We start from the raw sequence: 23,177 nt of genomic DNA, 5'->3' as shown, positions 1-23,177 counted from the left end.
GAACAGCCCTGGGTCACCCCGGAAACCGCGGATCGCGGGCGTAATCGAGCCGACGCCGTTCCCACGCGGCGTGCACCTGTTCCGGGGCGTCGTCGCCGACGAGTACGCGGAGTCGCTGATCCTCGCTGCGCGCGACGTGCTCGAGGATCGCGGCGGCCGCCTCCTCGGTCGATGTCCCTCCGGCCGAGTCGGCGTTCGGCGGCCAGGGCACGTCGGCGGTGCCGAAGATCTCGACGCGCTGCGCATCGTAGGTCGGCGACGGCGCGCTGAACCGCATGCTGCTGCCGGCCCACTCCGTGGCGAGCTGGCCGGGTTCGATGAGCGATACTCGGATGCCGAATCGCTCGACCTCCGCGGCCATCGCCTCGCTGAACGCCTCCAGTCCCCATTTGGTCGCGTTGTAGAGGCCGAGCATCGGCATGGTCCCGACCGCTCCCACCGAGGAGATCTGCACGATGTGCCCGCCTCCGTGACCGCGCATGATCGGGATCACGGCCTGGCTCAGCCAGAGCGGTCCCAGCAGGTTCGTGTCGATGATCGCGCGGGCATCCTCCTCCGACACCTCCTCGGCAGCGCCGATCAGGCCGTAGCCGGCGTTGTTCACCAGCACGTCGATGCGCCCGAGCTCGTCGACCGCCCGCGCGATCGCGTCGCGCGTCGCGCGTCGATCGCGCACGTCGAGGTCGATCACCGTCAGGCGATCGTGGGCGGGCAGGGAGTGCGCGTTCCGGACGGTCGCGACGACGGCGTGGCCGCGATCCAGCGCCGCCTCGGTGAGCGCTCGCCCCAGTCCGCGGTTGGCCCCCGTGATGATCCATGTCTGCGCTGAAGTCATGCCGCGATGATATCTCGAACTGGACGGAGCGTCTCGTTTGCTCGGGTATCCTTCAGGAATGGCACGCGAGAAGACCCGGCGCAAGGTTCACGACGCCGTCCTGTCCCTGGCCGCCGGGAGCCGGGTGAGCACGATCACGATGGAGGGGATCGCGGGGCGAGCGGGAGTCAGCAAACAGACCCTCTACCGGTCGTGGTCGTCGACGGGCGCCATCCTCTTCGACGCCCTGCTCGCGCGCAGCACCGATGCGGCCGGCCGCGTCGCGGTGCCCGATTCGGGAGACATCCGCGACGACCTCCTGCTCCTCGCGACGGGGATGATCGCCGAACTGACCGACCCCGCACAGGAGGGGTTGCTGCGGCGCGTCACGGCGGAGTTGCAAGCGGATGAGGACCTCGCGCTCGAGTATCGGGAGACGCTGCTGGAGCCCCAGCTCGGCGCCATCGCGCACCGCCTGGACCGCGCGGGCGTACCGGCACCGGACGATGTGGCGGAACTGTTCGTCGGGGCGATCTTCCACCGATGGCTGCTTCGCAGCCGTCCGTTCGATCCGGAGTGGGTGGAGAACCACGTCGACCGCGCCCTGACCCTCGCGGGGTCTGTGTCCTGAGACGCAGAAGGCCCCCGATCTCTCGGGGGCCTTCCGGTGACGGGTCTCAGGGCACGATGACGGCGCGACCCCGGATGCTGTTCGAGGCGAGATCCTCGTAGGCCTTCGGGCCGTCGTCGAGCGAGTACGACTCGGTCTGCACGTGGATCTTGCCGGCGCGGGCGAGGTCGAGCACCTCGATCAGCTCGGAGCGCGAACCCCAGTACGGCACGCGCACGGCGGCGTCGTAGGCGATCGAGCCGAAGCCGAGCGTCATGTTCCCGCCACCGATACCGACGATCGTGATGTCGGCCTCGAGCGCGGCGACGCTCTGCGCGAGGGCGATCGTCGGGTTCGCTCCGACGAAGTCGAACACGGCGTTGGCGCCGAGGCCGCCGGTGATCTCGCGGATCTTCTCCGTGGCGGAGGCGTCGCTGATCAGCACGTGATCCGCGCCGACCTCGGTGGCGAGGCGCAGCTTCTCGTCGTTCACGTCGAGGGCGATGACGGTGGCGCCCGAGACCGACTTCAGGATCTGGATGCCGACGTGGCCGAGCCCGCCCGTGCCGATGACGACCGCGAAGGTGCCGGCGCCGAGCTTCGGGAGCGAGTTCTTGATCGCGTGGTACGGGGTGAGCCCGGCATCCGTCAGCGAGACGTTCTGCACGGGGTCGAGGTCGCCCAGCGGCACGAGATGGCGGGCGTCGTCGACGATCATGTACTCGGCCATCGATCCCTGGCTGCCGAGACCCGGAGGACGGATGCCTTCGGCGGCGGCGTTCGTGCAGTAGTTCTCCTTGCCCATCGAGCAGTTGTGGCAGCGACCGCAGCCCCAGGGCCCGTAGACGGCGACGGCATCCCCGACCTTGAGCGTCGAGTCGACACCCTCGCCGATCTCGTGCACGATGCCGGCGCCCTCGTGACCGAGCGTCAGCGGCAGCGGGTAGCCCTGCTCGAGGTAGTCCTTCTCGGGGAGTCCCATGACGTAGTCGTCGGAATGGCAGACGCCACCCGCGGTGATCTTGAGCAGCACCTGACCGGGGCCGGGCTTCGGAATCGGGATGTCGACGACCACCGGGGGCTTGCCGATCTCGACGTAACGGAGGGCTTTCATGTACTTCTTCTTCCTGGCATCCGAGAGGTCTGCCGCGCGGTGCGGAGGCGTGGGCTCTCGAAACCGTCCCTTCCAGTATCCGCCCGTTACGCGTCGATCCAGTCGCGCATGTCGCTCCACACCGACGTCAGAGCATCCTCGAGCGGGATGTCCTCCGGCCCCTCGAGCCATCTGTCCATCGCGAGGTCGAAGCAGGTCACGGCGACGGCCGCCAACGTGTGCGACTGCTGAGCGTCGATGCCGCGCGCGGTCAGGGACTCTTCGATCGCCCGCCCGAGGTAGTGGCTCCGCAGGAGGTCGCGCTCGCGCAGCGCGGGTTCGCTGCGGACGATATTGCGCCGACGCGCGATCGGCTCCCGCCAGCCGTGGATGCCGCGGCACGCCGCCGTCAGCCCCGCCCGCACCATGGCCGCACCGCTGCTCTCCGCCGGGACGGACTCCATGAAGTCGCTCACGGCCTGGGGAAGCTCACGATCCCGGAGGAACAGGACATCGCGCTTGTCGGCGAAGTGGCGGAAGAAGGTACGAGTGGTCAGCCCCGCTGCGGCGGCGATCTGCGGGACCGTGGTTCCCGCGAAACCCTGACGCTCGAACAGCGACATCGCGGCGGCTTCGAGCCGCAGCGCAGCATCCGGTGACCATCGGGGCATGCAGCCATGATGTCATGCCATGCCATCAGGTGTACTGTGATGACACGAGATGTCATCAATCGCGGAGAGCGGATGGGTATGAGCAAGAACACGGCGGCGTGGATCGATTCCCCGTATGCGGATCTGACGATTCGAGAGGCCCCGATGCCCGCACCCGGGCCGGACCAGTTGCTGATCGAGGTGCGCGCGCTGGCGGTGAACCCCCTGGACGCGATCATCCAGTCCAACGGGACCGTGATGTACGGCTGGCTGCAGTACCCGGTGATCCTCGGCGAAGACGTCGCGGGCATCGTCGTCGAGACCGGAGCGAAGGTCGACGGCTTCGCCCCCGGCGATCGCGTCGTGGCGTACGCGATGGGCTTGGAGAAGGGACGAGACGCCGTATCCGAGAGCGGGTTCCAGAAGTACGTCGCCGTCGACGCGAGCCTCGCCGCCGCCCTGCCGAATGCGATGGCCTTCGCGGAGGCGGCCGTTCTCCCGTTGGCGCTGTCCACGGCGGCGGCGGGTCTCTTCGAGGCCGGCCAGCTCGCGCTGGACCACTCGCACCTCGGCGACGCCGTCCCCCGCGAGGAGGTCGTCGTGGTGTGGGGCGGCGCGACCGCCGTCGGCGGCAACGCGATCCAACTCGCCCGAGCGGCCGGCTACCGCGTCATCACGACGGCATCCGCGCATAACCACGACCGGATGAGGCGATTGGGTGCGGAGGCGGTCTTCGACTATCGAGACCCGGATGCCGTCGATCGGATCATCGAAGCCGTGAACGGGTCGGTCGTGGCGGGTGTCCTCGCGATCGCCGTGGGGTCGGCCGAACCCTGCCTGAGGATCGCGCGCGCGACCGGTGCCCGGAGGATCGCGATGGCGAGCCCGCCGGTCTCGTTCTACGAACAGCCGCGCAGAGGCGGCCTCTCACTGGTGCGGATCCGCCTGTTCGCGCGCCTGGGAACGCGCACGGCTCTCCTGCAATTGCGGAGCCGCTTGCGCGGGATCAGAGCCACGTTCATCTGGGGAAGCGCCATCGCCGCCTCCCCCGTCGGACCGGCGGTGTGGGGCGCCTATCTGCCCACGGCTCTCGCGTCGGGCGCTCATCTCCCCTACCCGGAGGCTCGCATCGCCGGGGACGACCTGTCCGCGATCCAGGGAGCGATCGATGCGCTCCGCCTCGGAGTGTCCGCGAAGAAGCTCGTCGTCTCCCTCGATCCGACGGCGACGGGGTCCTGACCGGCAGGTCAGAGAGGTCGTGCGGCAGCCCTCCGTCGCGCTCAGCGGATGAGAGAACCCAACGCCCGCCGCTGTCAGGCCGACTCTCAGGCGATGCCGGACGTTCCGAGCAACGAGCCGAGAGCGAACGTCGCGGCGAGAGCGAGCGCCCCTCCGATCACGACCCTGACCGTCGGCCGGCCCGCAGGGTTCCCGCCGATCCTCGCGCTCACGAACCCCGTCAGCGCCAGCGCGAGCAGGACGACGATGAACGTGATCGGGACGCGCAGGTCGACGGGCGGCAGCAGGATCGCCAGCAACGGGAGCAACCCACCGATAGTGAAAGCAAGAGCCGACGCTCCAGCCGCAGCCCACGGGCTCACCACGTGGTCTTCGGTCATTCCGAGCTCTGCTTCGAGGTGCGCGGTGAGGACGTCGTGGGCGGTCAGCTCTTCCGCGACCTTGCGTGCTGTCTCCGGAGTGAGCCCCTTCGCCTGGTAGATACCGGTGAGCTCTTCGAGCTCCGCAGCGGGATCATCGACCAGCTCCTGGCGTTCCTTCGCGATCAGCGCCCGCTGGCTATCGCTCTGACTGCTGACCGAGACGTACTCGCCCAGCGCCATCGAGACCGCCCCACCGACCAGCCCTGCGATACCCGCCGTCACCAGAGGCGCGAAATCCGTCGTCGCCCCGGCGACACCCACGACGAGCGCAGCAACCGAGACGATGCCGTCGTTCGCGCCGAGCACTCCGGCGCGCAACCAGTTCAACCGCCCGCTGATGCCATCATCATGCGGCTCATCGGGGTGGCCACCGACCGGCTCGACGTCGTTCATATCGGTAGCTAAGCAGCGTCAGGGGTGCTCCGCCAGAAGGGGCGAGCGGCGATCGACAGCGACGGGAGCACGACGTTCGACTCCGAACACGGAAAAACCCCCTCACGAGGAGGGGGTTTCCATGGCGGTGACGGTGGGATTTGAACCCACGGTAGGGGGTTACCCTACACAACTTTTCGAGAGTTGCACCTTCGGCCGCTCGGACACGTCACCGCGGACAAGCTTACGACACCGCGCGCCCGCGCGCGAATCGAGACGGCTCACCAGCGCCCTCACCAGGCGGCGGCGACCTCCGCGTGCGTGTGCAGGATGCCCTCGGTCGATCCGGCCGGGGCGCGGCCGATGCCGCACTCGGTCGCGACGCCGAACGTCGGAACGTACGTCCGGGCGGCGGCGATGCGGCGCTCCGCGCCCTCGGCGCCGTCTTCACGGTGCACGAGTCCGAGGTACAGCTCGTTCACCGGCAGCAGGTCGGCGAGCGGGGCGAAGTACGCCTCGTCGTCTCGGTCGATCGGCACCGGCAGGTGCAGCCACGTGAACGCGCGATCGGATGCCTCGGCCACCGCGTTCGCATACGCCACGAGGTGCGAGGTGTCGGTCGGCTCGAAGAAGTGGTGCTCACCCGCATCGCCGTAACAGAGGTGCACGCCCACCTCGACGTCGGCGGGCACGGCGTCGACGAGCGTCGCCAGCCGCGCGACGAGTCCGGTGAAGACGTCGCCGTCCCACCAGGCATCCATCAGCGCGCCGTAACCGGACGCACCCTCGATGATTCCCATCTCGCTCGCGACGTCCCACTGGATCGCGAGGTCGCCGTGCGGGATGGCCTCGGCGATCTCGTCGAGCTCGCGCAGCATCGCGGCGGTGTAGTAGACCTCGAACGCCTCGCGATCGGCGCCCTGGAAGAACGACGAGATGACCGCGAGCGGCGTCGGCAGCGCGACCTCGAAGCGCGTACCCTCGGCGATCACGCCCTCCTCGCGCAGACGGCGGAACACCTCGTACGACTCGATCGCCGCCGACGCATAGCCGAGCGGAGGGATCGCGATGGTCGACGGGTCCACGCCCTCGGCGAGGCGCAGCCCGCGAGCGTCGATCCCCGCACCGAACGGGATCGGCTCGTCACCCACACGCTCGATGCCCTCGGCCTCGCCGAGCACGTCGGGCTGGAACATGATCCAGTGGAACCGCTTGCCGACCTCGCCGTCGGGAATGCGTCGGAGGCGATCCCCGAGCAGCTCCGATGCCGTGCGCATCGTCGTCTCGGCGTCGTCGAAGTTCACACTGCCCACGAGAAGGGCGCCCTGTGGCTGCGTCATGACCTCAGGGTAGCCGCGGCATCCGACATCGGTCCCGTCCGGTTAAGCACGGTGAGGTCCCCGGCGGGCGCCGGACCGCCAAGTTAGGATGGCCTCAGGGAAACCGAAGGAAGGATGCACCATGGCATTCATCACCTCCGATGCTCTGGCCGAGACCGGATACGTCGTGCTCGACGACCACGATCAGGCCGCCGACCCCACCGAATGGCTCGACCTCGAATACATCCCCTGGCGGTCCTCCGGCATCACCCGCTTCGCCCCGCTGGCCAGCTACGCCGGCGACCTCGAGTGCAACGGCTTCTGGAACCACACTCCCCCGCGCACCGACAAGCACGGCGTGTGGGTCGAGCCGCAGGTCGCGCTCGCCCCGACCCTGCAGGCGCGGGCGCTCGCGCCGGGCGCCGCGGTCGGCCGCTGCCGCGTGATCGAGCTGCAGCCCAACGAGTACGCCGACGCGGTCTACAACCTCCACCAGGACGACAACAACCGCCTCAACGACGAGGGCACCGGCTGGGTCGTGCGCGGGTACTACAACCTCACCGACGACCCCGACTCGATGCTCATCCTGCGCAGCGACCGCTTCGACCCGGCCACCGAGATCCGGCTGCCCCTCAGTGCGGGCTCGCGCATCATCGTCGACACCCAGCGCTTCTGGCACGCGGTGTGGCACCGCGGCAGCGCCCCGCGCTACGCCCTCATCACCTCGTGGACCTCGGGTCCCGAACTCGACGCCTACATCGCCGCGAACCACGGCGATCCGCACCCCGCGACCGTCGACCTCGACCCCGCGTTCGTGGACGCCGCGCAGGTCGAACTGCACCGCCGCATCGAGGAGCGCCGCCGCGCCTTCGAGGCGCAGGGCATCGTCATGGAACCCCCGACGCCCCTGCACATCTGACGCTGCGCCCTTCGTCACCTCGGTTCCTGAGCGAGCGCAGCGAGACGAAGGGCCGCCCATCCGCTCATCTGCACGGACAGGCCCCGTCTGCACGACCGTATGCCGCATCTCGCCGTGCAGACGTGATCACTCCGTGCACGTGAGCGCGGCATCCGCTCGCCCCCCGCTCATCGCGCCATCCCCCGCATCCGCAGGGAGAAATGACACGTGCAGGAAGATCGGCCGATTCGCCCTGCACATGTCACTTCTCCCTGCAGGTGGCCGGCCCGACCGGTCGACGGACGGATGCCGCGGCGCCCGCGCACGCGCGACCCCTCAGACCGTGCGCCCACCCTCGAGCCGCACGACCCGGTCGACCGACCCGGCGGGCGGTGCGATGTGCGAGATCAGCAGCACCGCCTGCTCCCCCGCGGCGCCGAGCAGGTCTCGCAGCAGGGCGTCGGAGGCATCCGGATCGACACCGGCGGTCGGTTCGTCGAGCACGAGCACCGGGAATCCCCGCAGCAGCGCGCGCGCCAACGCCAGCCGCTGCGCCTGCCCGCCCGACACGAGCGCACCGCGGTCGCCGACGCGGGCATCGAGTCCTCCGCGCTCCTGCACCCACTCCGCCAGCCCGACCCGTGCGAGCACGGCGAGCAGTTCGTCGTCGGTCGCGGTGTCGCGGGCGAACAGGAGATTCTGGCGGATGTCCTCGTCGAACAGCTGCGGGCTCTGCTCGCACAGTCCGACCACGCTCCGCAGCGCGGGCCCCGCGAGCGACGACGCATCGACATCGCCGACGAGGTACGAACCCTCCGCCCGCAGGAAACCCACGAGCACCGCGGCGAGCGAGCTCTTGCCCGCGCCGCTGGGGCCCGCGACGAGCACGCGCTCCCCCGGCTCCAGGTCGAGAGACACCCCGCGCAGCGCCGGAGCACCGCCGGGCCAGGATGCCGTCACATCGCGCAGCCGCAGCGCGGGAACGCCCGTCGGCGCCGCGTCGTCTCCCGCGTCGGAGCGCAGCTCGACCGGCATCCGCTCGGGCAGCACGTCGACGATGCGCGCCGCGCTCGACCGCACGCTCCGCCAGGATGCCGCGGCGATCGGCACCGCCCCGAACACCTCGAACACGACCATCGGCACGAGAACGACGACCGCCAGCCAGGGGCCGTCGATCGCGCCGGTCGCCAGGCCCGGCGAGGCGGCGGCGACGGCCCAGACGGATGCCGCACCCGCGACAGCCGAGACGACACCGGCGGCTGTGGCCTGCGCGAGCGAGGCGCGGGTCACGACGCGGCGGAGCGCGGCATCCGCTGCCGTCACCCGTTCGCGCGCCTGCGGCTCGGCCCCGTAGGCGAGGAGCACGTCGAGGCTGCCGAAGTAGTCGACGAGTGCGGCCGAGAGGTCGGCGCGACGATCCGAGACGAGGGCCTCGGCGCGCGAGCCGAACAGCCACCCCATCCCGATCGCGGCGGCGCCCGCGACGATCAGGCAGGCGAGCAGGGTGAGGGCGGCGATCGGCGAGACGAACGCGATGAACACGACCGCGCCGACGGCCACGAGCCCGGAAACGCCCAGCGGCTGCACGACGCGCAGGGGCAGGTTCTGCAGGTTCTCGACGTCGTCGACGAGCGCCGAGAGCACCTTGCCGCGGTCGGTGCGGCCGAGTCCCGCGGGCGAGAGCGGGATGAGGCGGCGCACCATGTCGGCGCGGGTGGTGGCGAGCTGGCGGAGCGCGGCGTCGTGTCCGCTGAGACGCTCGAGGTAGCGGGTGACGGCACGCGAGACCGCGAAGAATCGCACCCCGACCACCGCGATCGACAGCGGAACGAGCGAGTCGACGATCGAGGCGCTCACGATCAGCCAGCCGCTCACGGCGAGCAGGCTCACGGCCGCGGCGGCCGACAGCATGCCCCAGATCAGACCGGGCGTGAAGCGGCCGAGCGGCGGCTGCGCGAGACGCAGCACCTCGCGGATGCGCGCGGCGCGGCCGGCATCGGCGCGGCCGGCGTCCGGGCGACTCGTGTCGGGGCGAACGGCGGCGCTCATGCGTGCACCCCCAGTGCGACGATGTGGTCGGCGATCTCGCGGGCCGTGCGACGGTGCGAGACGAGGAGGATCGTGGCCCCGGCATCCGCCCGCTCGCGCAGCGACGACCACAGGCGCTGCTCGGTGTCGGGATCGAGGGCGCTGGACGGCTCGTCGAGCAGGAGCACCCGACGCGCGTCGCCGGCCTGCCGGTAGAGAGCGCGCGCGACGGCGACGCGCTGCGCCTGTCCGCCCGAGAGACCGTTGCCCTGCACGCCGAGCTCGAGTTCCGGATCGAGGTCGGCGCACGCCGCGTCGAGCGCGCCGCGCACGCGGGCCTCATCGGGCTCGGCATCGCCGAGCGACACGTTCGCGGCGATCGTGCCCTGCATCAGACCGGGTGTCTGGCCGGCCCACGCCGTCCAATCCGCCGGCGACAGCTCCCGCACGTCCACCCCGCCGAGCGTCGCCGCGCCCTCGAACGCCACTGCTCTGCGCAGCGCCGCGAGCAGACTGGTCTTGCCCGACCCGCTCGGCCCCTCGATCAGAGTGATCGTGCCGGGTTCGGCGGCGAACGACACCGGCGGCAGATCGCGCACGCGCAGGTTCTCGACGGTCAGGGCGGCCGGGGCATCCGTACCCAATTCAGGAAGAATGCCGGAAACGGGCCCCGAAACCCCGGAATCGGCGCTGCGCCGCTCCGTTGTTCCTGAGTTGGGTACGGCCCCCGCCCGCGCCCCCGCCTCGTCGAGCACCGCGAAGATGTCCTCGGTCGCCGCGACCCCCTCGGATGCGGCGTGGAACTGCACCCCGACCTGCCGGATCGGCAGGAACGCCTCGGGCGCCAGCAGCAGCACGAACAGCCCGATCTCGAGCGACAGGTCGCCCGAGAGCAACCGGAACCCGACCGCCACCGCGATCAGCGCGACCGCGAGCGAGGCCAGCAGCTCCATCGCGAAACCAGACAGGAACGAGAACCGCAGCACCTTCATGGTCTCGCGGCGGTAGTCGTCGGCCGTGGACTCGATGCGGTCGGCGGCGCGGCGCTCGCGCCCGAACAGCCGCAGCGTCGACAGCCCCTGCACGGTGTCGGCGAACCGCACGGCGAGCCGCTGCAGCGTCTGCCACTGCTTCTGCTGCACGGTGCGCGTCGCGATGCCGATGAGGATGAGGAACAGCGGGATCAGCGGCAGGGTGACGGTGGCGATCAGCCCGCTCTCCCAGTCGAACCACCACATGATCGCGAGCAGCACGGGCGTCGCGATCGCGGTCATCACCAGCTGCGGGATGTACCGCGCGAAGTACGAGTCGAGCGCTTCGAGTCCGTGCCCCGCAGTCACCGCGAGCCCGGCCTGGTTGCGCTGCGCGAGCCACGACGGCCCGAGCTTCCCGACGGCGCGGATGAGGGCGCCGCGCAGCTGCATCCCGGTCTTCGCCGCGGCGCGCGTGCCCGCGGCATCCGAGGCGGCGATCAGCAGCCCGCGCAGCAGGGCGGTGGCGAGCAGGGCGAGGAGGGATGCCGAGACGTCGCGGCCCGCGATGGCCCCGGTGACGGCATCCGTCAGCAGCCAGGCGAAGACGATCACGACCGCCGTCTGGACGACGCCGATCAGCGCGGATGCCGCGAGGAATCCCCTCGCGGCACCCGCGTAACGCAGCAGTCTCGGGTCGACGGGTTTCACGCGTGCGCCGGAGCCCCCTCGATGGACGAGCGCGTGACGCGCTTGCGGAAGACCCAGTACGTCCAGGCCTGATAGGCGATGACGAGCGGGGTGGCGATCAGCGCCGTCCAGCTCATGATCTCCAGCGTATATTGCGTGCTCGAGGCGTTCGCGATCGTCAGGCTGTAGGCCGGGTCGATCGTCGAAGGCATCACGAACGGGAACAGCGCGGAGAACAGCATGACCACCGCGAACAGCACCGTCAGCATGCCGCCGATGAACGCCCAGCCGTCGCGGCGCACGAGCGAGAATCCGACGGCGGCGATCAGGCTGACTGCGGCGAGCGCCCCCGCACCGATCACGAGCCACAGCAGCGGAGCCTCGCGGTTCATCGCGATCAGCACGGTCCACACCACGGTCGCCGCGGCCGCGAGGATCGTGGGTCCGGCCGCGAGCTTCGCGAGACGATGGGCGTCCTCGTGCACGGGGCCGTCGGTCTTGAGGGCGACGAACAGCACGCCGTGCAGGAAGAACAGCAGCAGCGTGGTCACACCGACCATCAGCGCGTACGGGTTGAGCAGCGAGAAGAAGCCGCCCACGAAGATGTGGTTCTCGTCGAGCGCGACGCCCTGCACGATGTTGCCGAACGCGACGCCCCAGAGCAGGGCCGGCACGACCGAACCGATCACGATCATCCGGTCGAAGCCCTGCTTCCACTTCTTGCTCTCGCGCTGGTGGCGGTACTCGAACGAGACGCCGCGCAGGATCAGCGCGAGCAGGATGAGCAGCAGCGGCAGGTAGAACCCGCTGAACAACGTCGCGTACCACTCGGGGAACGACGCGAACAGCACGGCACCGGCGACGATCACCCAGGTCTCATTGAGGTCCCAGACCGGACCGATGGTGTTGATGACCTGACGGCGCGAGACGTCGTCCTTGCCGAGGAAGGGCAGCGACATGCCGACGCCGAAGTCGAAGCCGTCGAGCACGAAGTAGCCGACGAAGAAGAAGGCGACGATGAAGAACCAGAGCGTTGCGAGATCCATGGTGTTCCTTCCTCTCAGTACACGACCGACGGCAGCTGGGCCGTCTCCTCGTGGGGTTCTTCGGTGGTGTCGGGCCCCTTCTGGGCGGCCCGGATGATGAGGCGGATCTCGACGACCGCCAGCGAGGCGTAGATCGCGGTGAAGGCGATGAGCGAGATGAGCACCTCGAGTCCGCTCACGCCCGGCGAGACGCCGTCCTGCGTGGTCATGAGCCCGAACACGATCCAGGGTTGGCGCCCCATCTCGGTGAAGACCCAGCCCATGATGTTGGCGGCGAGGGCGAGCGGGAACGACCAGATCGCGATCTTCCACATCCACGGCGCGGGCTCGCGCTTGGCGTTCTTGCGGGTGATCCAGAGGCCGACGAGAGCGACGAGGGCGGCGGCGATGCCGAGGCCGATCATCCAGCGGAACGCCCAGTAGGTGACCCAGAGGATCGGGGCGAAGTCGGTGATGCCGGTGTCGGCGAACGTCGTCAGGTACTCGGCGTTCAGGTCGTTGATGCCGTGCACGCACGCGTCGAAGGAGTGCGTCGACAGCAGCGACAGCAGGTACGGCACGCGGATCGAGAACAGCTCCGAGCTGCCGTCGGGTGTGCCGAGCGTGAAGATGCTGAACGAGGCGTCGTAGCCGCAGACGGTGTTGAACGTCGCCTCCGCCGCGGCCATCTTCATCGGTTGCGCCGCGTACATCGCGAGGCCGAGCTGGTCACCGGTGAGCACGACGCCGGCGGTCGAGACGATCATCGCCCAGAGGCCGAACTTCAGCGAGATGCGCATGGTGTCGAAGTGCTGGCGACGGGCGAGGTGCCAGGCCGAGACCGAGATGACGACACCGGCGGCGAACATGAGAGCGCCGAAGATCGTGTGTGGGAAGGCCGCGAGCGCGACCGGGTTGGTCAGCAGCGCCCAGAAGTCGGTGAGCTCGGCGCGGTTCGTCTCGGGGTTGTAGACGTAGCCGACCGGGTTCTGCATGAACGCGTTGGCCGCGATGATGAAGTACGCCGAGAGGATGCTGCCGATCGAGACGCACCAGATGGTCGCGAGGTGCAGCTTCTGCGGGAGCTTGTCCCACCCGAAGATCCAGAGGCCGATGAACGTCGCCTCGAAGAAGAAGGCGAGCAGACCCTCGAAGGCGAGCGGTGCGCCGAAGACGTCGCCGACGAAGCGGGAGTAGTCCGACCAGTTCATGCCGAACTGGAACTCCTGCACGATGCCGGTGACGACGCCCATGGCGAAGTTGATGAGGAAGATCTTGCCGAAGAAGCGCGTGAGGTGCAGGTACTGCACCTTGCCGGTGCGCACCCATGCGGTCTGGAAGATCGCCGCCACCAGCGCCATGCCGATCGTGAGCGGCACGAACAGGTAGTGGTAGACGGTCGTCAATCCGAACTGCCATCGTGACAGGACCAGGGGGTCGAGCCATTCCATGGAGCACTCCTCTTTCTCAGCCTGCTGCCACGCTAACGACGGGCCTGCCGCCCTCGCGGGGCTGCGGGCCGTGAATAAAACGGATGCTCGCCTAGGCGGCGGACATCTCCGTCAGACGCAGCTGCACGGTGCAGTCCGCCGGGAGGGCGGACGTGCGCACGGCATCCGCAGAGATCGGCCCACCCGCTTCGGTGAGCACCCCCTGCATGAGGCCGAGGTGCACGCTGCAGAGCATCGGACGGTCTTCCGCGCGGCCCGCGGCATGCGGGCACGGGCTGAGATCGACGGTGAGCTGCTCGTCGTCGACGACGGGCTCGAAGCCGCTCTCTTCCAGGTGTTCGATGAGTGCATCGAGTTGATAGGTCGCGTCGCGACCGAGATCGGATGCCGCACCCGGCATGACCCGGCGCAGGAGGTCTCCGCGGCGGGCCGCGGCGCTGACCTTGTCGCGCGCGACGGGGCTGGAGGCATCCGCCATCCCGGTCGCGGCGCTGTAGAGGGTGCGGGGGCGTCCGCGGGTGGTGCGGTGCTCGGTGGCCGCGATCACGTATCCGCCCTCGATGAGGCGCTGCAGGTGCTCGCGCACGGTGTTGGGGTGCAGGCCCGTGGCCTCGCACAGCTCACCGATCGTGCGCTGCGCACGCGTCTGCACGAGGTGCAGGAGCTGCACTCGCGAGTACGTGGAGATCGGCCCGCAAATGGGCCCGGCGCTGGCCATGACTCCAGTATGGCCCGCGGGGATCGGCGGATGAAGCCGTTCGCGATAGGGATGTCGGATGCCCGCGATAGCCCGGTCGCATGGGTGTCCGAGGCCCTCGCGACCGACGCGTGCGCCGCGATGTCGGATGCCGCGGCTAGCCTGGCTGAATGGCCACCCGTCGTCCCGCCCCGCCCGCGTACGTCTGCACCGAGTGCGGGTGGACGACCGCCAAGTGGGTGGGCCGCTGCGGCGAGTGCCAGCAGTGGGGAACGGTGCAGGAGCAGGCGACGCAGACCGGCATCGTGCAGCGTGTGAGCGCGCAGGCTCCCCTGGCGGCGAAGGCCGCGCGTCCGATCACGCAGATCACCACGACCGATGCCCCTCGCCGCACGAGCGGGGTCGGCGAGTTCGACCGCGTGCTCGGCGGCGGCATCGTGCCCGGGGCGGCGATCCTGCTCAGCGGCGAGCCGGGAGTGGGCAAGTCCACGCTGCTGCTCGAGGTCGCGGCGAAGGCCGCGCACGCCGGGCGGCGGGTGCTCTACGCGAGCGCCGAGGAGTCCCCCGCGCAGGTGCGTCTGCGCGCCGAGCGCACCGGGGCGCTGCACGACGAGCTGTATCTGGCGAGCGAGACCGATCTCGCCACGATCCTGGGCCACATCGATGAGGTGCAGCCGCAGCTGGTGATCGTCGACTCGGTGCAGACCGTCTCCTCGGCGATGATCGACGGCGCGGCCGGGCAGCCCAGCCAGGTGCGCGAGGTGGCCTCGACGCTCATCCGCGTCGCGAAGGACCGTGGACTGCCGATCATCATCGTCGGGCATGTCACGAAAGACGGTCAGGTCGCCGGGCCCCGTGTGCTCGAGCACCTGGTCGATGTCGTGTGCCACTTCGAGGGCGACCGGCAGACGTCGCTCCGCTTCATCCGCGCGCTCAAGAACCGGTTCGGCCCCACCGACGAGGTCGGATGCTTCGAGATGACCGGCGACGGCATCGCCGAGGTTCCCGACCCCTCCGGGCTGTTCCTCTCACAAGGGGCGACCGAGCCCGGCACGTGCGTGGCCATCTCGCTCGAGGGGCGCCGCGCCCTCCCCGTCGAGGTGCAGGCCCTCACCGTGCCCACGCAGGCCCCGAACCCGCGGCGCGTCGTGCAGGGCGTCGATGCGGCGCGGGTCGCGATGGTGCTCGCGATCCTCGAGCGGCGCGCGGGAGTACCGACCAGCAATCTCGACGTGTACGTCTCGACCGTGGGCGGAGTGCGCTTCACCGAGCCGGCCGCCGACCTGGCGATCGCGATCGCGGTGGCCGGGTCGATCCGTCAGATCTCGGTGCCGCGCACGGTGGCGGCCGTCGGCGAGCTCAGTCTGGCCGGCGAGATCCGCCCCGTGACCCAGTCGGCGCAGCGCCGATCCGAGGCCGCGCGCCTGGGCTACGAGCAGGTCGTCGACGACCGGTCGAAGACGCTGCGCGCCGCCCTCACCGATGTGAAGGCGCGCAGCGGCGGGGGCGGTCGACGCGACGAGCGCGATATTCCGCCGTTCTGAGGACAGTGCGGGCGGGAAGCCGTCGGGAAGCCGGCGGGAAGCCGCCGAGAGCGCGGCGTCGCGCGGCTCAGGCCTCGAGCGCCTTGAGCAGCTCCTGCGGCGAGGCCTGCATCGGGTGAGGACCGGCGATGTCGAGGAACACGGTCGTGATCGGATGCGTGCCGAGGAACTTCCGCAGCCACTCGGCCGTGTAGATGCCGACGCCGGGAGGCAGGTTGTCGGGCTTGTTCTTCGCGTCGCTGAACAGCAGCAGGGCGAGGTCGCCGCTGTTCGGGTCGCGGTAGGTCCACACCTCGCCGGTGTCGAGCGGGTTGTCGCGTGCGCCGGGCTTCACCAGCGGCACGACCGTCGTGCCGTTGCGCAGCGCGAGAGCGACCGCCGCGACGTCCTGCTTCTCGAGCGCCAGTGCCAGGGCATCCGATCGGAAGTCCTCGGGTGCCGGCTTCTGCTTCGCGCTCTTCGCCTTCTTCGCTGCCATGCCTCCAGCCTAGGCGCGCGAGAAACCACATTCGCCGCGAACCATCACGTCTGGCGTGGTGTCTCGCGGCGAAAGCGACGTCTCGACGCGGGCGAAGCCTGCGGAAACGATTGGGGCCCTCTCGAGTCCCACATTGGGGACTGGGGTACTCGAGAGGGCCCTCGGATTCTCGAGCGGCGGTGTCGAAGCGCTGGGGACGCTGTAAGTCGACGCCACTGGGGATGGCATGGTGCCGCATGAATCAGAGAATCGACTTCAATGGTATCCCAAAGAACCAGCCCTGTCAGCCGTTACCGATGCATCAGAGCTTTTCGGAACAATAAACCGGGACTTATACGCTTTTCGAAGCGTTCCGAGCAGAAGACGATCGGAATCGACTCAGTAGAGCAGGATCTGCTGCGTGGATACGCTGGCGAATCCACCGATCGACACGGCCACGTGATACGACGCGCCGCCACCCGGAGCCCGCTGGCGGTTCTCCTGCTCGCAGGTTTCGACGCTCGATCGCGTGCGATCCCAGGTGACCGGATCCTTGCTCGTGACGGTCGTTCCCGCGGTGAGCGTCGCGATCATGCTGCTCGGGTTCTGCTGGCAGTCGGTCGAGCGCCACCACACGTCGGAGCCGCTCGAGACCGTGATCGACTGCATGGTCGAACCGACGTCGAGCGTGCAGTCGCTCGAGCCTTTGTTGGTGAGCGAGATCGACAGCTTCGGCAGCACACCGTCGGCGTACGATTCGGCGTCGGCGACGGCCTTCACCTCGATGTCCTTCGCCTGGCACGCCACGATCGCGGGCGCCTGCGATGCGTCCGGCACATCCTCCGGAGCCTCGTCCGGCGGAAGCTGCGGGTTGGACGCCTCGGCATCCGGACTCGCGACCGTGCCGGGCGTCGGGGTCGACGCGGTCGACGAGGTCGTCGGGGTGGGCTTCGGGGTGCTCTCGGACGCGGCCGAGGCCCACGGCTGGGCGAGCAGCAGCCACACGCCGATACCGATCGCCGCGAGCACGAGGATCAGCCCGCCGAGCAACACGATGCGCCGACGACGATAGACGGCTGCGGACTGACGGGGCATGGGTTCCAGGCTAGTTCAGGTGCTTCAGCATCCGCGTGTTGCCGAGCGTGTTGGGCTTGACGTGCGCGAGATCGAGGAATTCCTCGACACCCGCGTCGCCGCTGCGCAGGAGCTGCGAGTACACGTCGGGATCGACGACCTGCTCGCCGATGGTCGTGAAGCCGCGGCGCGTGAAGAACTCGACCTCGAACGTCAGGCAGAACAGCCGCGAGAGTCCGAGCGTGACCGCGTTCTGCTCGAGGCGGTCGACGATCGCTCGCCCCACCCCGTGGTGCAGCCAGGCGTCGCTGACGAGCAGCGTACGCACCTCGCCGAGGTCTTCCCAGAAGACGTGGAGCGCGCCGCAGCCGATCAGCTCGCCGTCGGCCTCGGCCACGACGAACTCCTGCACCGCGCCGTAGAGCACGGCGAGGTCCTTACCCAGGAGGATGCGCTGCTCGACCATCGGCTGCAGCAGATTGCGGATGCCGACGATGTCGGCGCTCCGCGCCGGCCGGACGATGTAGTCGCTCACCCCTCCAGCCTAGAACCGCCGCCTACCTGCGACCTTGACGCGGGCACAGGAAAGGGGGCGGATGCCGAAGCATCCGCCCCCTTTCAGGATTCGTGCGGGGTCACTCCCCGCTGGCGATCGCCAGGTCGGGGGTGCCGGAGATGTCGCCGCCGGTGTTGACGCCGACCGAGACCGGGCCACCCTCGCGCGGGCCGTGCTCGAACAGGAACTCCCCGTCCTTCGCGTCGACCTTCACGTGGTCGCCCGAGTCGAGCTCGCCGTGCAGGATCTTCTCCGACAGGCGGTCTTCGACCTCGTGCTGCATCGCGCGACGCAGCGGGCGGGCACCGAGCGACGGGTCGAACCCGATCTCGATGAGACGCTCCTTGGCGGCCTGCGACAGCTCGATCGTCATGTCGCGGTCGAGCAGCCGCTCGCTGAGGCGCTTGGTGAACAGATCGACGATCTGCACCAGCTCCTCCTTGTTGAGCTGCGGGAACACGATGATGTCGTCGACACGGTTGAGGAACTCGGGCTTGAAGTGCCGCTTGAGCTCTTCGTTCACCTTCCCCTTCATCCGCTCGTAGGTCGTGGCGTTGCTGCCCTCGATCTGGAAGCCGACGGGACCACCGGCGATGTCGCGCGCACCGAGGTTCGTGGTCATGATGATGACGGTGTTCTTGAAGTCCACCACGCGACCCTGGCCGTCGGTGAGCCGACCCTCTTCGAGGATCTGCAGCAGCGAGTTGAAGATGTCGGGGTGGGCCTTCTCGATCTCGTCGAAGAGCACCACGCTGAACGGCTTGCGACGCACCTTCTCGGTGAGCTGGCCACCCTCTTCGAATCCGACGAACCCGGGAGGGGCACCGAACAGACGCGAGACGGTGTGCTTCTCGCCGAACTCGCTCATGTCGAGCGAGATGAGGGCGGCTTCGTCGTCGAACAGGAACTCGGCGAGCGCCTTGGCCAGCTCGGTCTTTCCGACACCCGTGGGGCCGGCGAAGATGAACGAGCCCGAGGGACGCTTCGGGTCCTTGAGGCCGGCACGCTGACGACGGATCGTCTTCGACAGGGCGGCGATGGCCTCTTCCTGACCGATGACGCGCTGGTGCAGGGCCTTCTCCATGAAGACGAGTCGCGAGGACTCCTCTTCCGTCAGCTTGAAGACGGGGATGCCGGTGGCCTGTGCGAGCACCTCGGCGATCAGACCTTCGTCGACCACCGCGGAGGTGGCGACGTCGCCCGCACGCCACTGCTTCTCGAGGCGCAGACGCTCGGCGAGGAGGCTCTTCTCCTCGTCGCGGAGGGCGGCGGCCTTCTCGAAGTCCTGCTCTTCGCTGGCGACTTCCTTCTGCTCGCGCACCTTGGCGATCTTCTCGTCGAACTCGCGCAGCTCGGGCGGGCTCGACAGGATCGACAGACGCAGGCGTGCGCCGGCCTCGTCGATCAGGTCGATGGCCTTGTCGGGCAGGAAGCGGTCGGAGACGTAGCGGTCGGCGAGGTTCGCCGCCGCGACGATCGCGCCGTCCGTGATCTGCACCTTGTGGTGCGCCTCGTAGCGGTCGCGCAGACCCTTGAGGATGTTGATCGCGTGCGGCAGGCTCGGCTCGTTGACCTGCACCGGCTGGAAGCGGCGCTCGAGGGCGGCATCCTTCTCGAAGTGCTTGCGGTACTCGTCGAGCGTGGTGGCGCCGATGGTCTGGAGCTCACCGCGGGCGAGCAGCGGCTTGAGGATGCTGGCCGCGTCGATCGCGCCCTCTGCGGCACCCGCACCCACGAGGGTGTGGATCTCGTCGATGAAGACGATGATGTCGCCGCGCGTGCGGATCTCCTTGGTGACCTTCTTCAGGCGCTCCTCGAAGTCACCGCGGTAGCGGGAACCGGCGATGAGCGAGCCGAGGTCGAGCGAGTACAGCTGCTTGTCCTTCAGCGTCTCGGGCACATCGCCCTTGACGATGGCCTGCGCGAGGCCCTCGACGACGGCGGTCTTGCCGACGCCGGGCTCACCGATCAGCACGGGGTTGTTCTTGGAACGGCGGGAGAGGATCTGCATGACCCGCTCCGCCTCCTTCTCGCGCCCGATGACCGGGTCGAGCTTGTTGTCGCGCGCGGCCTGCGTCAGGTTGCGACCGAACTGGTCGAGAACCTGCGAGCCGCCCTGCGCGCTCGGGGTGTCGTTGCTCTGCGCGCCGACGGCGGCCGGCTCGCGGCCCGGGGCGCCCGAGAGCAGCTGGATGACCTGCTGGCGCACCTTGTTGAGGTCGGCGCCCAGCTTGACGAGCACCTGCGCGGCGACGCCCTCACCCTCGCGGATGAGACCGAGCAGGATGTGCTCGGTGCCGATGTAGTTGTGGCCGAGCTGCAGGGCCTCGCGGAGGCTGAGCTCGAGCACCTTCTTGGCGCGGGGGGTGAAGGGGATGTGGCCGGTCGGCTGCTGCTGACCCTGGCCGATGATGTCCTGCACCTGCTCGCGCACCGCGTCGAGGGAGATGCCAAGGGACTCCAGCGCCTTGGCGGCGACGCCCTCGCCTTCGTGGATGAGACCGAGCAGGATGTGCTCGGTACCGATGTAGTTGTGGTTGAGCATCTTCGCCTCTTCTTGGGCGAGGACGACCACACGACGGGCTCGGTCCGTGAATCTCTCGAACATTGTCAACTCCTTGGTTCGCACGTTCCCTGTGGGTGCGAGCGCTTGTATACCGAGAGTAACGACCGCGGATGCCGTGTATGCCCGTGTTCGCCGTCGGCATAGTGCGGTGACGCCCCGCTACGGCGCCGATGGGACGGAAGGGTTGACGCCTTTATCGAGAGTCGATATGTTAACGGGAATCGATAACAACGATCATCGATAAGGAGTGGACATGAGCACCTCGCATCAGACCCGACCGTCGCGCGGCGACCGCTGGTCGATCGCCGCCTTCTCGCTCGCCGGCGTCGCGATCGCCGCGTGGATCGGCGTCAGCGCCGTGATGCGCATCATCGTGCTGGCGGGCGGCACGAACGTGCCGGTGACGCTCGAGTTCGTCGACGGGGTCGCCGATGTCGCTCTCACCGACGGCTCGGCGACGGTGCCGATGGAGCTCGACCGCGGCATCCTCGTCGCCCCGCAGCTCACGCCGATCGCGATCGTTCCCGGCATCCTGGGCCAACTCGTGCTCATCCTCACGGTCGTGACGGTGGTCGGATGCCTGCTGCTGCTCGCGCGCAGCATCCTGAGCGGTCACGTCTTCAGCCGCCGCAACTCCGCCCTCGTCTCGATCGCCGGCATCACCGGTCTGATCGGCTTCGCGGCCGTGCGGTTCTTCGACAACATGCTCGCGAACGCCACCGTCTCGCTGATGACCGACAATCGGCTCGCGACCGCGGTGCTCACCGTCGAGCCCTTCACCTGGGTGCTCGCGTCCTTCATCGTCGCCGTGATCGCCACCGCCTTCGCCGTGGGCGATCGCCTGCAGCGCGAGAAGTCGGCGCTCGAGAAGGAGACGGAGGGCCTGGTCTGATGTTCGCCTCCGCAACCGAACTTCCGGCCGCTCTTCTGCGCATCGCCATCATCCTCATCGGTGTCGCCGTCGTCGCAGGCATCGTCGTCGTGATCGGCCGCCGCCGAAAGAGCACCACGCTCGCCCTCGACGTGACGCTCACCCTCAGCTCCTGGTGGGCACTCCTCTCCGCCGTCGGACTCCTCTTCATCGTCGGCAAGGCCATCGGCGGCGAGTTCGCCGAGATCGGCAACGCGCAGATCCCGACCCCCTGGGCATCCGATCTCCCCTGCCGGACGACCGGCGAGACGTCCGGCCCTGAACTGTGGTGCATCGGTGCGACGTCGTCGACCCTGACGATCTCGCACCCGGACGATGCCACCCGGGTGCTCGCGGCTGCGGCACAGGCCGGCACTCTTCTCTATTCCACGATCCCCGCGGTGCTGATCGCGATCGTCTGCTTCCAGACTCTTCGCGGTCGCCCGTTCAGCACCACGATCACGCGAGCTTTCGTAGGCGGCTCGATCGCGGTGCTGGTCCTGGGTACCGTGAACGACCTGTTGCCGGCAATCGCCTCGACGGTCGCTCTCCGCTCCGTTCTTCCGACCGACAACGCGCTGTACCCGGAGACCTTCCAGATAGGCGTCACACCGGTACCGATCGTCGCCGCCCTCGCCCTGCTCGCTCTCGCGGCCGTCTTCCGGCAGGGCATGCGCTTGCAGCGCGAGAACGAGTCCCTGCAGAAGGAAACCGAGGGTCTCGTATGAGCCCCGCGGAGAACGACGACGAGCTCACCGGCATCCACTGCCGCCTCGACGAGCTGCTCGCCGACCGCGGCATGACGCTCACCGAACTCAGCGCGCGCGTGGGGGTGAGCATCGTGAACCTGTCGGTGCTCAAGAACGACCGCGCCCGCGCCATCCGTTATTCGACACTGCGGGCGATCTGCGACGCGCTCGACTGCGAGGTCGGCGAGCTGCTGGTGCTGGCCGAGCGCCCCTAGAACCGGGGCGGCTGCGGCGGCGCGGGCTGCGGGGCCTGCGGGGCGAGGGGCTCGACGACGACCGCGGTGCCGTACGCGCAGATCTCGGTGAAGTTCTGGATCGATCCGGCGTCGAAGCGCATCGCGACGATCGCGTTGCCGCCGCGCTGCTGGGCCTCGGCCCACATGCGCCCCATGACGACCTGCCGCGCCTCGTACATGACCTGGGTGTACTCGGGGATCTCGCCGCCGCCGAGCGAACGGAAGCCCGCGGCGAACCCCTGACCGAAGTCGGTCGAGCGCACCGTGAGGCCCATGACCTCGCCGAGCACCTGGGTGATGCGGTAACCCGGAATATCGTTCGTCGTCACCATGAACATGAGGCCATCGTGCCAGAGCACGGCGCCATTATCAGAAAACCGGATGGGTAAATATCCCCATCCAGATATTCCTATCAATGGGCTGAGAGCCGATAACCTGGCCGCATGATGAACTTCGACCGGAAACTGCGCACCCGCTCCCGCCTGCTGCTGGCCCTGCCTGCCGCAGCCCTCGCCCTCTCGCTCGCCGCCTGCGGAGGTGCGAGCCGTCCGTCCGAGACCCAGGTCGCCGACGGACTCACCAAGTACTTCGAGGAGGCCGGCCAGGGAGACATCTTCACCGCCGACGCCGCCTCCTGCTTCGCCGGATACCTCGTCGACTCCGACCTCAGCAACGAGACCCTCAACTACCTCGCCAACGGCGAGGACAAGCAGGCCAACCAGGACGACTACGACCTGCTCCAGACGGTTCTGAAGGACAACATGGAAGAGTGCCTCGGCACGGGAGAGTGATCCTCCCCGTCTGAC

General features: G+C 68.9%; 23 protein-coding genes and 1 tRNA gene. 8 read left to right on the top strand and 16 right to left on the bottom strand.

Annotated features, from left to right (window positions below; genetic code table 11):
- Window positions 1-13: 13 nt before the first annotated feature.
- Window positions 14-835, bottom strand: coding sequence for an SDR family NAD(P)-dependent oxidoreductase (locus ACI2JZ_RS09725; RefSeq protein WP_404597363.1), 822 nt, complete (start codon window positions 833-835; stop codon window positions 14-16).
- A gap of 58 nt (window positions 836-893) precedes the next feature.
- On the opposite strand from ACI2JZ_RS09725, the gene ACI2JZ_RS09720 reads away from it, so the two are divergent.
- Complete coding sequence (locus ACI2JZ_RS09720; RefSeq protein WP_404597362.1) at window positions 894-1,445, top strand: TetR-like C-terminal domain-containing protein; 552 nt, start codon at window positions 894-896, stop codon at window positions 1,443-1,445.
- Between the two features lie 46 nt (window positions 1,446-1,491).
- Here ACI2JZ_RS09720 and ACI2JZ_RS09715 read toward each other — a convergent pair whose 3' ends face one another.
- Both ACI2JZ_RS09715 and ACI2JZ_RS09710 read right to left on the bottom strand, forming a co-directional pair.
- The gene (locus ACI2JZ_RS09715) at window positions 1,492-2,538 is read right to left on the bottom strand and encodes an NAD(P)-dependent alcohol dehydrogenase (protein ID WP_404597361.1); all 1,047 of its coding nucleotides are present in this window, start codon (window positions 2,536-2,538) and stop codon (window positions 1,492-1,494) included.
- 86 nt (window positions 2,539-2,624) lie between these two features.
- Window positions 2,625-3,188 (bottom strand): TetR/AcrR family transcriptional regulator, encoded by a 564-nt coding sequence (locus ACI2JZ_RS09710; protein WP_247624562.1) that lies wholly within the window; start codon window positions 3,186-3,188, stop codon window positions 2,625-2,627.
- Between the two features lie 78 nt (window positions 3,189-3,266).
- On the opposite strand from ACI2JZ_RS09710, the gene ACI2JZ_RS09705 reads away from it, so the two are divergent.
- Window positions 3,267-4,406 (top strand): zinc-binding alcohol dehydrogenase family protein, encoded by a 1,140-nt coding sequence (locus ACI2JZ_RS09705; RefSeq protein WP_404597360.1) that lies wholly within the window; start codon window positions 3,267-3,269, stop codon window positions 4,404-4,406.
- 86 nt (window positions 4,407-4,492) lie between these two features.
- On the opposite strand, the gene ACI2JZ_RS09700 is transcribed toward ACI2JZ_RS09705, so the two are convergent.
- The 3 genes from ACI2JZ_RS09700 to ACI2JZ_RS09690 form a co-directional block, all read right to left on the bottom strand.
- Window positions 4,493-5,221 (bottom strand): VIT family protein, encoded by a 729-nt coding sequence (locus ACI2JZ_RS09700; RefSeq protein WP_404597359.1) that lies wholly within the window; start codon window positions 5,219-5,221, stop codon window positions 4,493-4,495.
- A gap of 122 nt (window positions 5,222-5,343) precedes the next feature.
- Window positions 5,344-5,434: transfer RNA gene (locus tag ACI2JZ_RS09695), tRNA-Ser, on the bottom strand.
- 59 nt (window positions 5,435-5,493) lie between these two features.
- Window positions 5,494-6,540, bottom strand: a complete 1,047-nt coding sequence (locus ACI2JZ_RS09690; RefSeq protein WP_404597358.1) for a hypothetical protein — start codon at window positions 6,538-6,540, stop codon at window positions 5,494-5,496.
- A gap of 121 nt (window positions 6,541-6,661) precedes the next feature.
- Here ACI2JZ_RS09690 and ACI2JZ_RS09685 point away from each other — a divergent pair, with 121 nt between their 5' ends.
- On the top strand, window positions 6,662-7,438 hold the full coding sequence (locus tag ACI2JZ_RS09685) for a hypothetical protein (protein ID WP_404597357.1): 777 nt from the start codon (window positions 6,662-6,664) through the stop codon (window positions 7,436-7,438).
- 315 nt (window positions 7,439-7,753) lie between these two features.
- On the opposite strand, the gene cydC is transcribed toward ACI2JZ_RS09685, so the two are convergent.
- The 5 genes from cydC to ACI2JZ_RS09660 all read right to left on the bottom strand — a co-directional run bounded on the left by cydC (window position 7,754) and on the right by ACI2JZ_RS09660 (window position 14,300).
- Complete coding sequence (gene cydC / locus ACI2JZ_RS09680; RefSeq protein ID WP_404597356.1) at window positions 7,754-9,466, bottom strand: thiol reductant ABC exporter subunit CydC; 1,713 nt, start codon at window positions 9,464-9,466, stop codon at window positions 7,754-7,756.
- Window positions 9,463-11,127 carry a thiol reductant ABC exporter subunit CydD gene (cydD, locus tag ACI2JZ_RS09675; RefSeq protein WP_404597355.1) on the bottom strand — a complete coding sequence of 555 codons (1,665 nt, stop codon included), beginning with the start codon at window positions 11,125-11,127 and terminating at the stop codon, window positions 9,463-9,465. The genes cydC and cydD overlap by 4 nt, the downstream gene beginning before the upstream one ends.
- Window positions 11,124-12,152 carry a cytochrome d ubiquinol oxidase subunit II gene (gene cydB, locus ACI2JZ_RS09670; protein ID WP_247633858.1) on the bottom strand — a complete coding sequence of 343 codons (1,029 nt, stop codon included), beginning with the start codon at window positions 12,150-12,152 and terminating at the stop codon, window positions 11,124-11,126. The genes cydD and cydB overlap by 4 nt, the downstream gene beginning before the upstream one ends.
- A gap of 14 nt (window positions 12,153-12,166) precedes the next feature.
- A complete protein-coding gene (locus tag ACI2JZ_RS09665; RefSeq protein ID WP_247624553.1) occupies window positions 12,167-13,582 on the bottom strand; it encodes a cytochrome ubiquinol oxidase subunit I in 1,416 nt (471 codons plus the stop codon).
- A gap of 91 nt (window positions 13,583-13,673) precedes the next feature.
- Entirely contained in the window at window positions 13,674-14,300 is a 627-nt protein-coding gene (locus tag ACI2JZ_RS09660) for a helix-turn-helix transcriptional regulator (RefSeq protein WP_404597354.1), read from the bottom strand.
- A 149-nt stretch (window positions 14,301-14,449) separates the two neighbouring features.
- Here ACI2JZ_RS09660 and radA point away from each other — a divergent pair, with 149 nt between their 5' ends.
- On the top strand, window positions 14,450-15,823 hold the full coding sequence (radA, locus tag ACI2JZ_RS09655; RefSeq protein WP_404597353.1) for a DNA repair protein RadA: 1,374 nt from the start codon (window positions 14,450-14,452) through the stop codon (window positions 15,821-15,823).
- A gap of 67 nt (window positions 15,824-15,890) precedes the next feature.
- Here the strand turns inward: radA and ACI2JZ_RS09650 are convergent, their stop codons facing one another.
- The 4 genes from ACI2JZ_RS09650 to ACI2JZ_RS09635 all read right to left on the bottom strand — a co-directional run bounded on the left by ACI2JZ_RS09650 (window position 15,891) and on the right by ACI2JZ_RS09635 (window position 20,518).
- Window positions 15,891-16,301, bottom strand: a complete 411-nt coding sequence (locus tag ACI2JZ_RS09650) for a dehydrogenase (protein WP_247624550.1) — start codon at window positions 16,299-16,301, stop codon at window positions 15,891-15,893.
- Between the two features lie 378 nt (window positions 16,302-16,679).
- Entirely contained in the window at window positions 16,680-17,375 is a 696-nt protein-coding gene (locus tag ACI2JZ_RS09645; RefSeq protein ID WP_404597352.1) for a hypothetical protein, read from the bottom strand.
- Between the two features lie 10 nt (window positions 17,376-17,385).
- The gene (locus ACI2JZ_RS09640; protein WP_247624548.1) at window positions 17,386-17,889 is read right to left on the bottom strand and encodes an amino-acid N-acetyltransferase; all 504 of its coding nucleotides are present in this window, start codon (window positions 17,887-17,889) and stop codon (window positions 17,386-17,388) included.
- A gap of 100 nt (window positions 17,890-17,989) precedes the next feature.
- On the bottom strand, window positions 17,990-20,518 hold the full coding sequence (locus tag ACI2JZ_RS09635) for an ATP-dependent Clp protease ATP-binding subunit (protein ID WP_247624547.1): 2,529 nt from the start codon (window positions 20,516-20,518) through the stop codon (window positions 17,990-17,992).
- Window positions 20,519-20,729: 211 nt separating this feature from the next.
- Here ACI2JZ_RS09635 and ACI2JZ_RS09630 point away from each other — a divergent pair, with 211 nt between their 5' ends.
- Genes ACI2JZ_RS09630 through ACI2JZ_RS09620 form a run of 3 tightly spaced genes read left to right on the top strand, consistent with a single transcriptional unit; the run spans window position 20,730 to window position 22,350 of the window.
- Window positions 20,730-21,368, top strand: a complete 639-nt coding sequence (locus ACI2JZ_RS09630; RefSeq protein ID WP_404597351.1) for a hypothetical protein — start codon at window positions 20,730-20,732, stop codon at window positions 21,366-21,368.
- Window positions 21,368-22,114, top strand: a complete 747-nt coding sequence (locus tag ACI2JZ_RS09625) for a hypothetical protein (RefSeq protein WP_404597350.1) — start codon at window positions 21,368-21,370, stop codon at window positions 22,112-22,114. Before ACI2JZ_RS09630 ends, ACI2JZ_RS09625 begins: the two co-directional genes overlap by 1 nt.
- A complete protein-coding gene (locus ACI2JZ_RS09620; protein ID WP_247624544.1) occupies window positions 22,111-22,350 on the top strand; it encodes a helix-turn-helix transcriptional regulator in 240 nt (79 codons plus the stop codon). Before ACI2JZ_RS09625 ends, ACI2JZ_RS09620 begins: the two co-directional genes overlap by 4 nt.
- On the opposite strand, the gene ACI2JZ_RS09615 is transcribed toward ACI2JZ_RS09620, so the two are convergent.
- Window positions 22,347-22,730 (bottom strand): YbjQ family protein, encoded by a 384-nt coding sequence (locus ACI2JZ_RS09615; protein WP_308209923.1) that lies wholly within the window; start codon window positions 22,728-22,730, stop codon window positions 22,347-22,349. The two genes, ACI2JZ_RS09620 and ACI2JZ_RS09615, sit on opposite strands and share 4 nt — an antisense overlap.
- An 84-nt stretch (window positions 22,731-22,814) precedes the next feature.
- On the opposite strand from ACI2JZ_RS09615, the gene ACI2JZ_RS09610 reads away from it, so the two are divergent.
- Window positions 22,815-23,162 carry a hypothetical protein gene (locus ACI2JZ_RS09610; protein WP_404597349.1) on the top strand — a complete coding sequence of 116 codons (348 nt, stop codon included), beginning with the start codon at window positions 22,815-22,817 and terminating at the stop codon, window positions 23,160-23,162.
- The last annotated feature ends 15 nt before the right edge of the window (window positions 23,163-23,177 follow it).

Source organism: Microbacterium sp. NPDC087868, assembly GCF_044900755.1.
GTDB lineage: Bacteria > Actinomycetota > Actinomycetes > Actinomycetales > Microbacteriaceae > Microbacterium > Microbacterium galbinum.
This window is presented reverse-complemented; position numbering and strand designations above follow the sequence as displayed.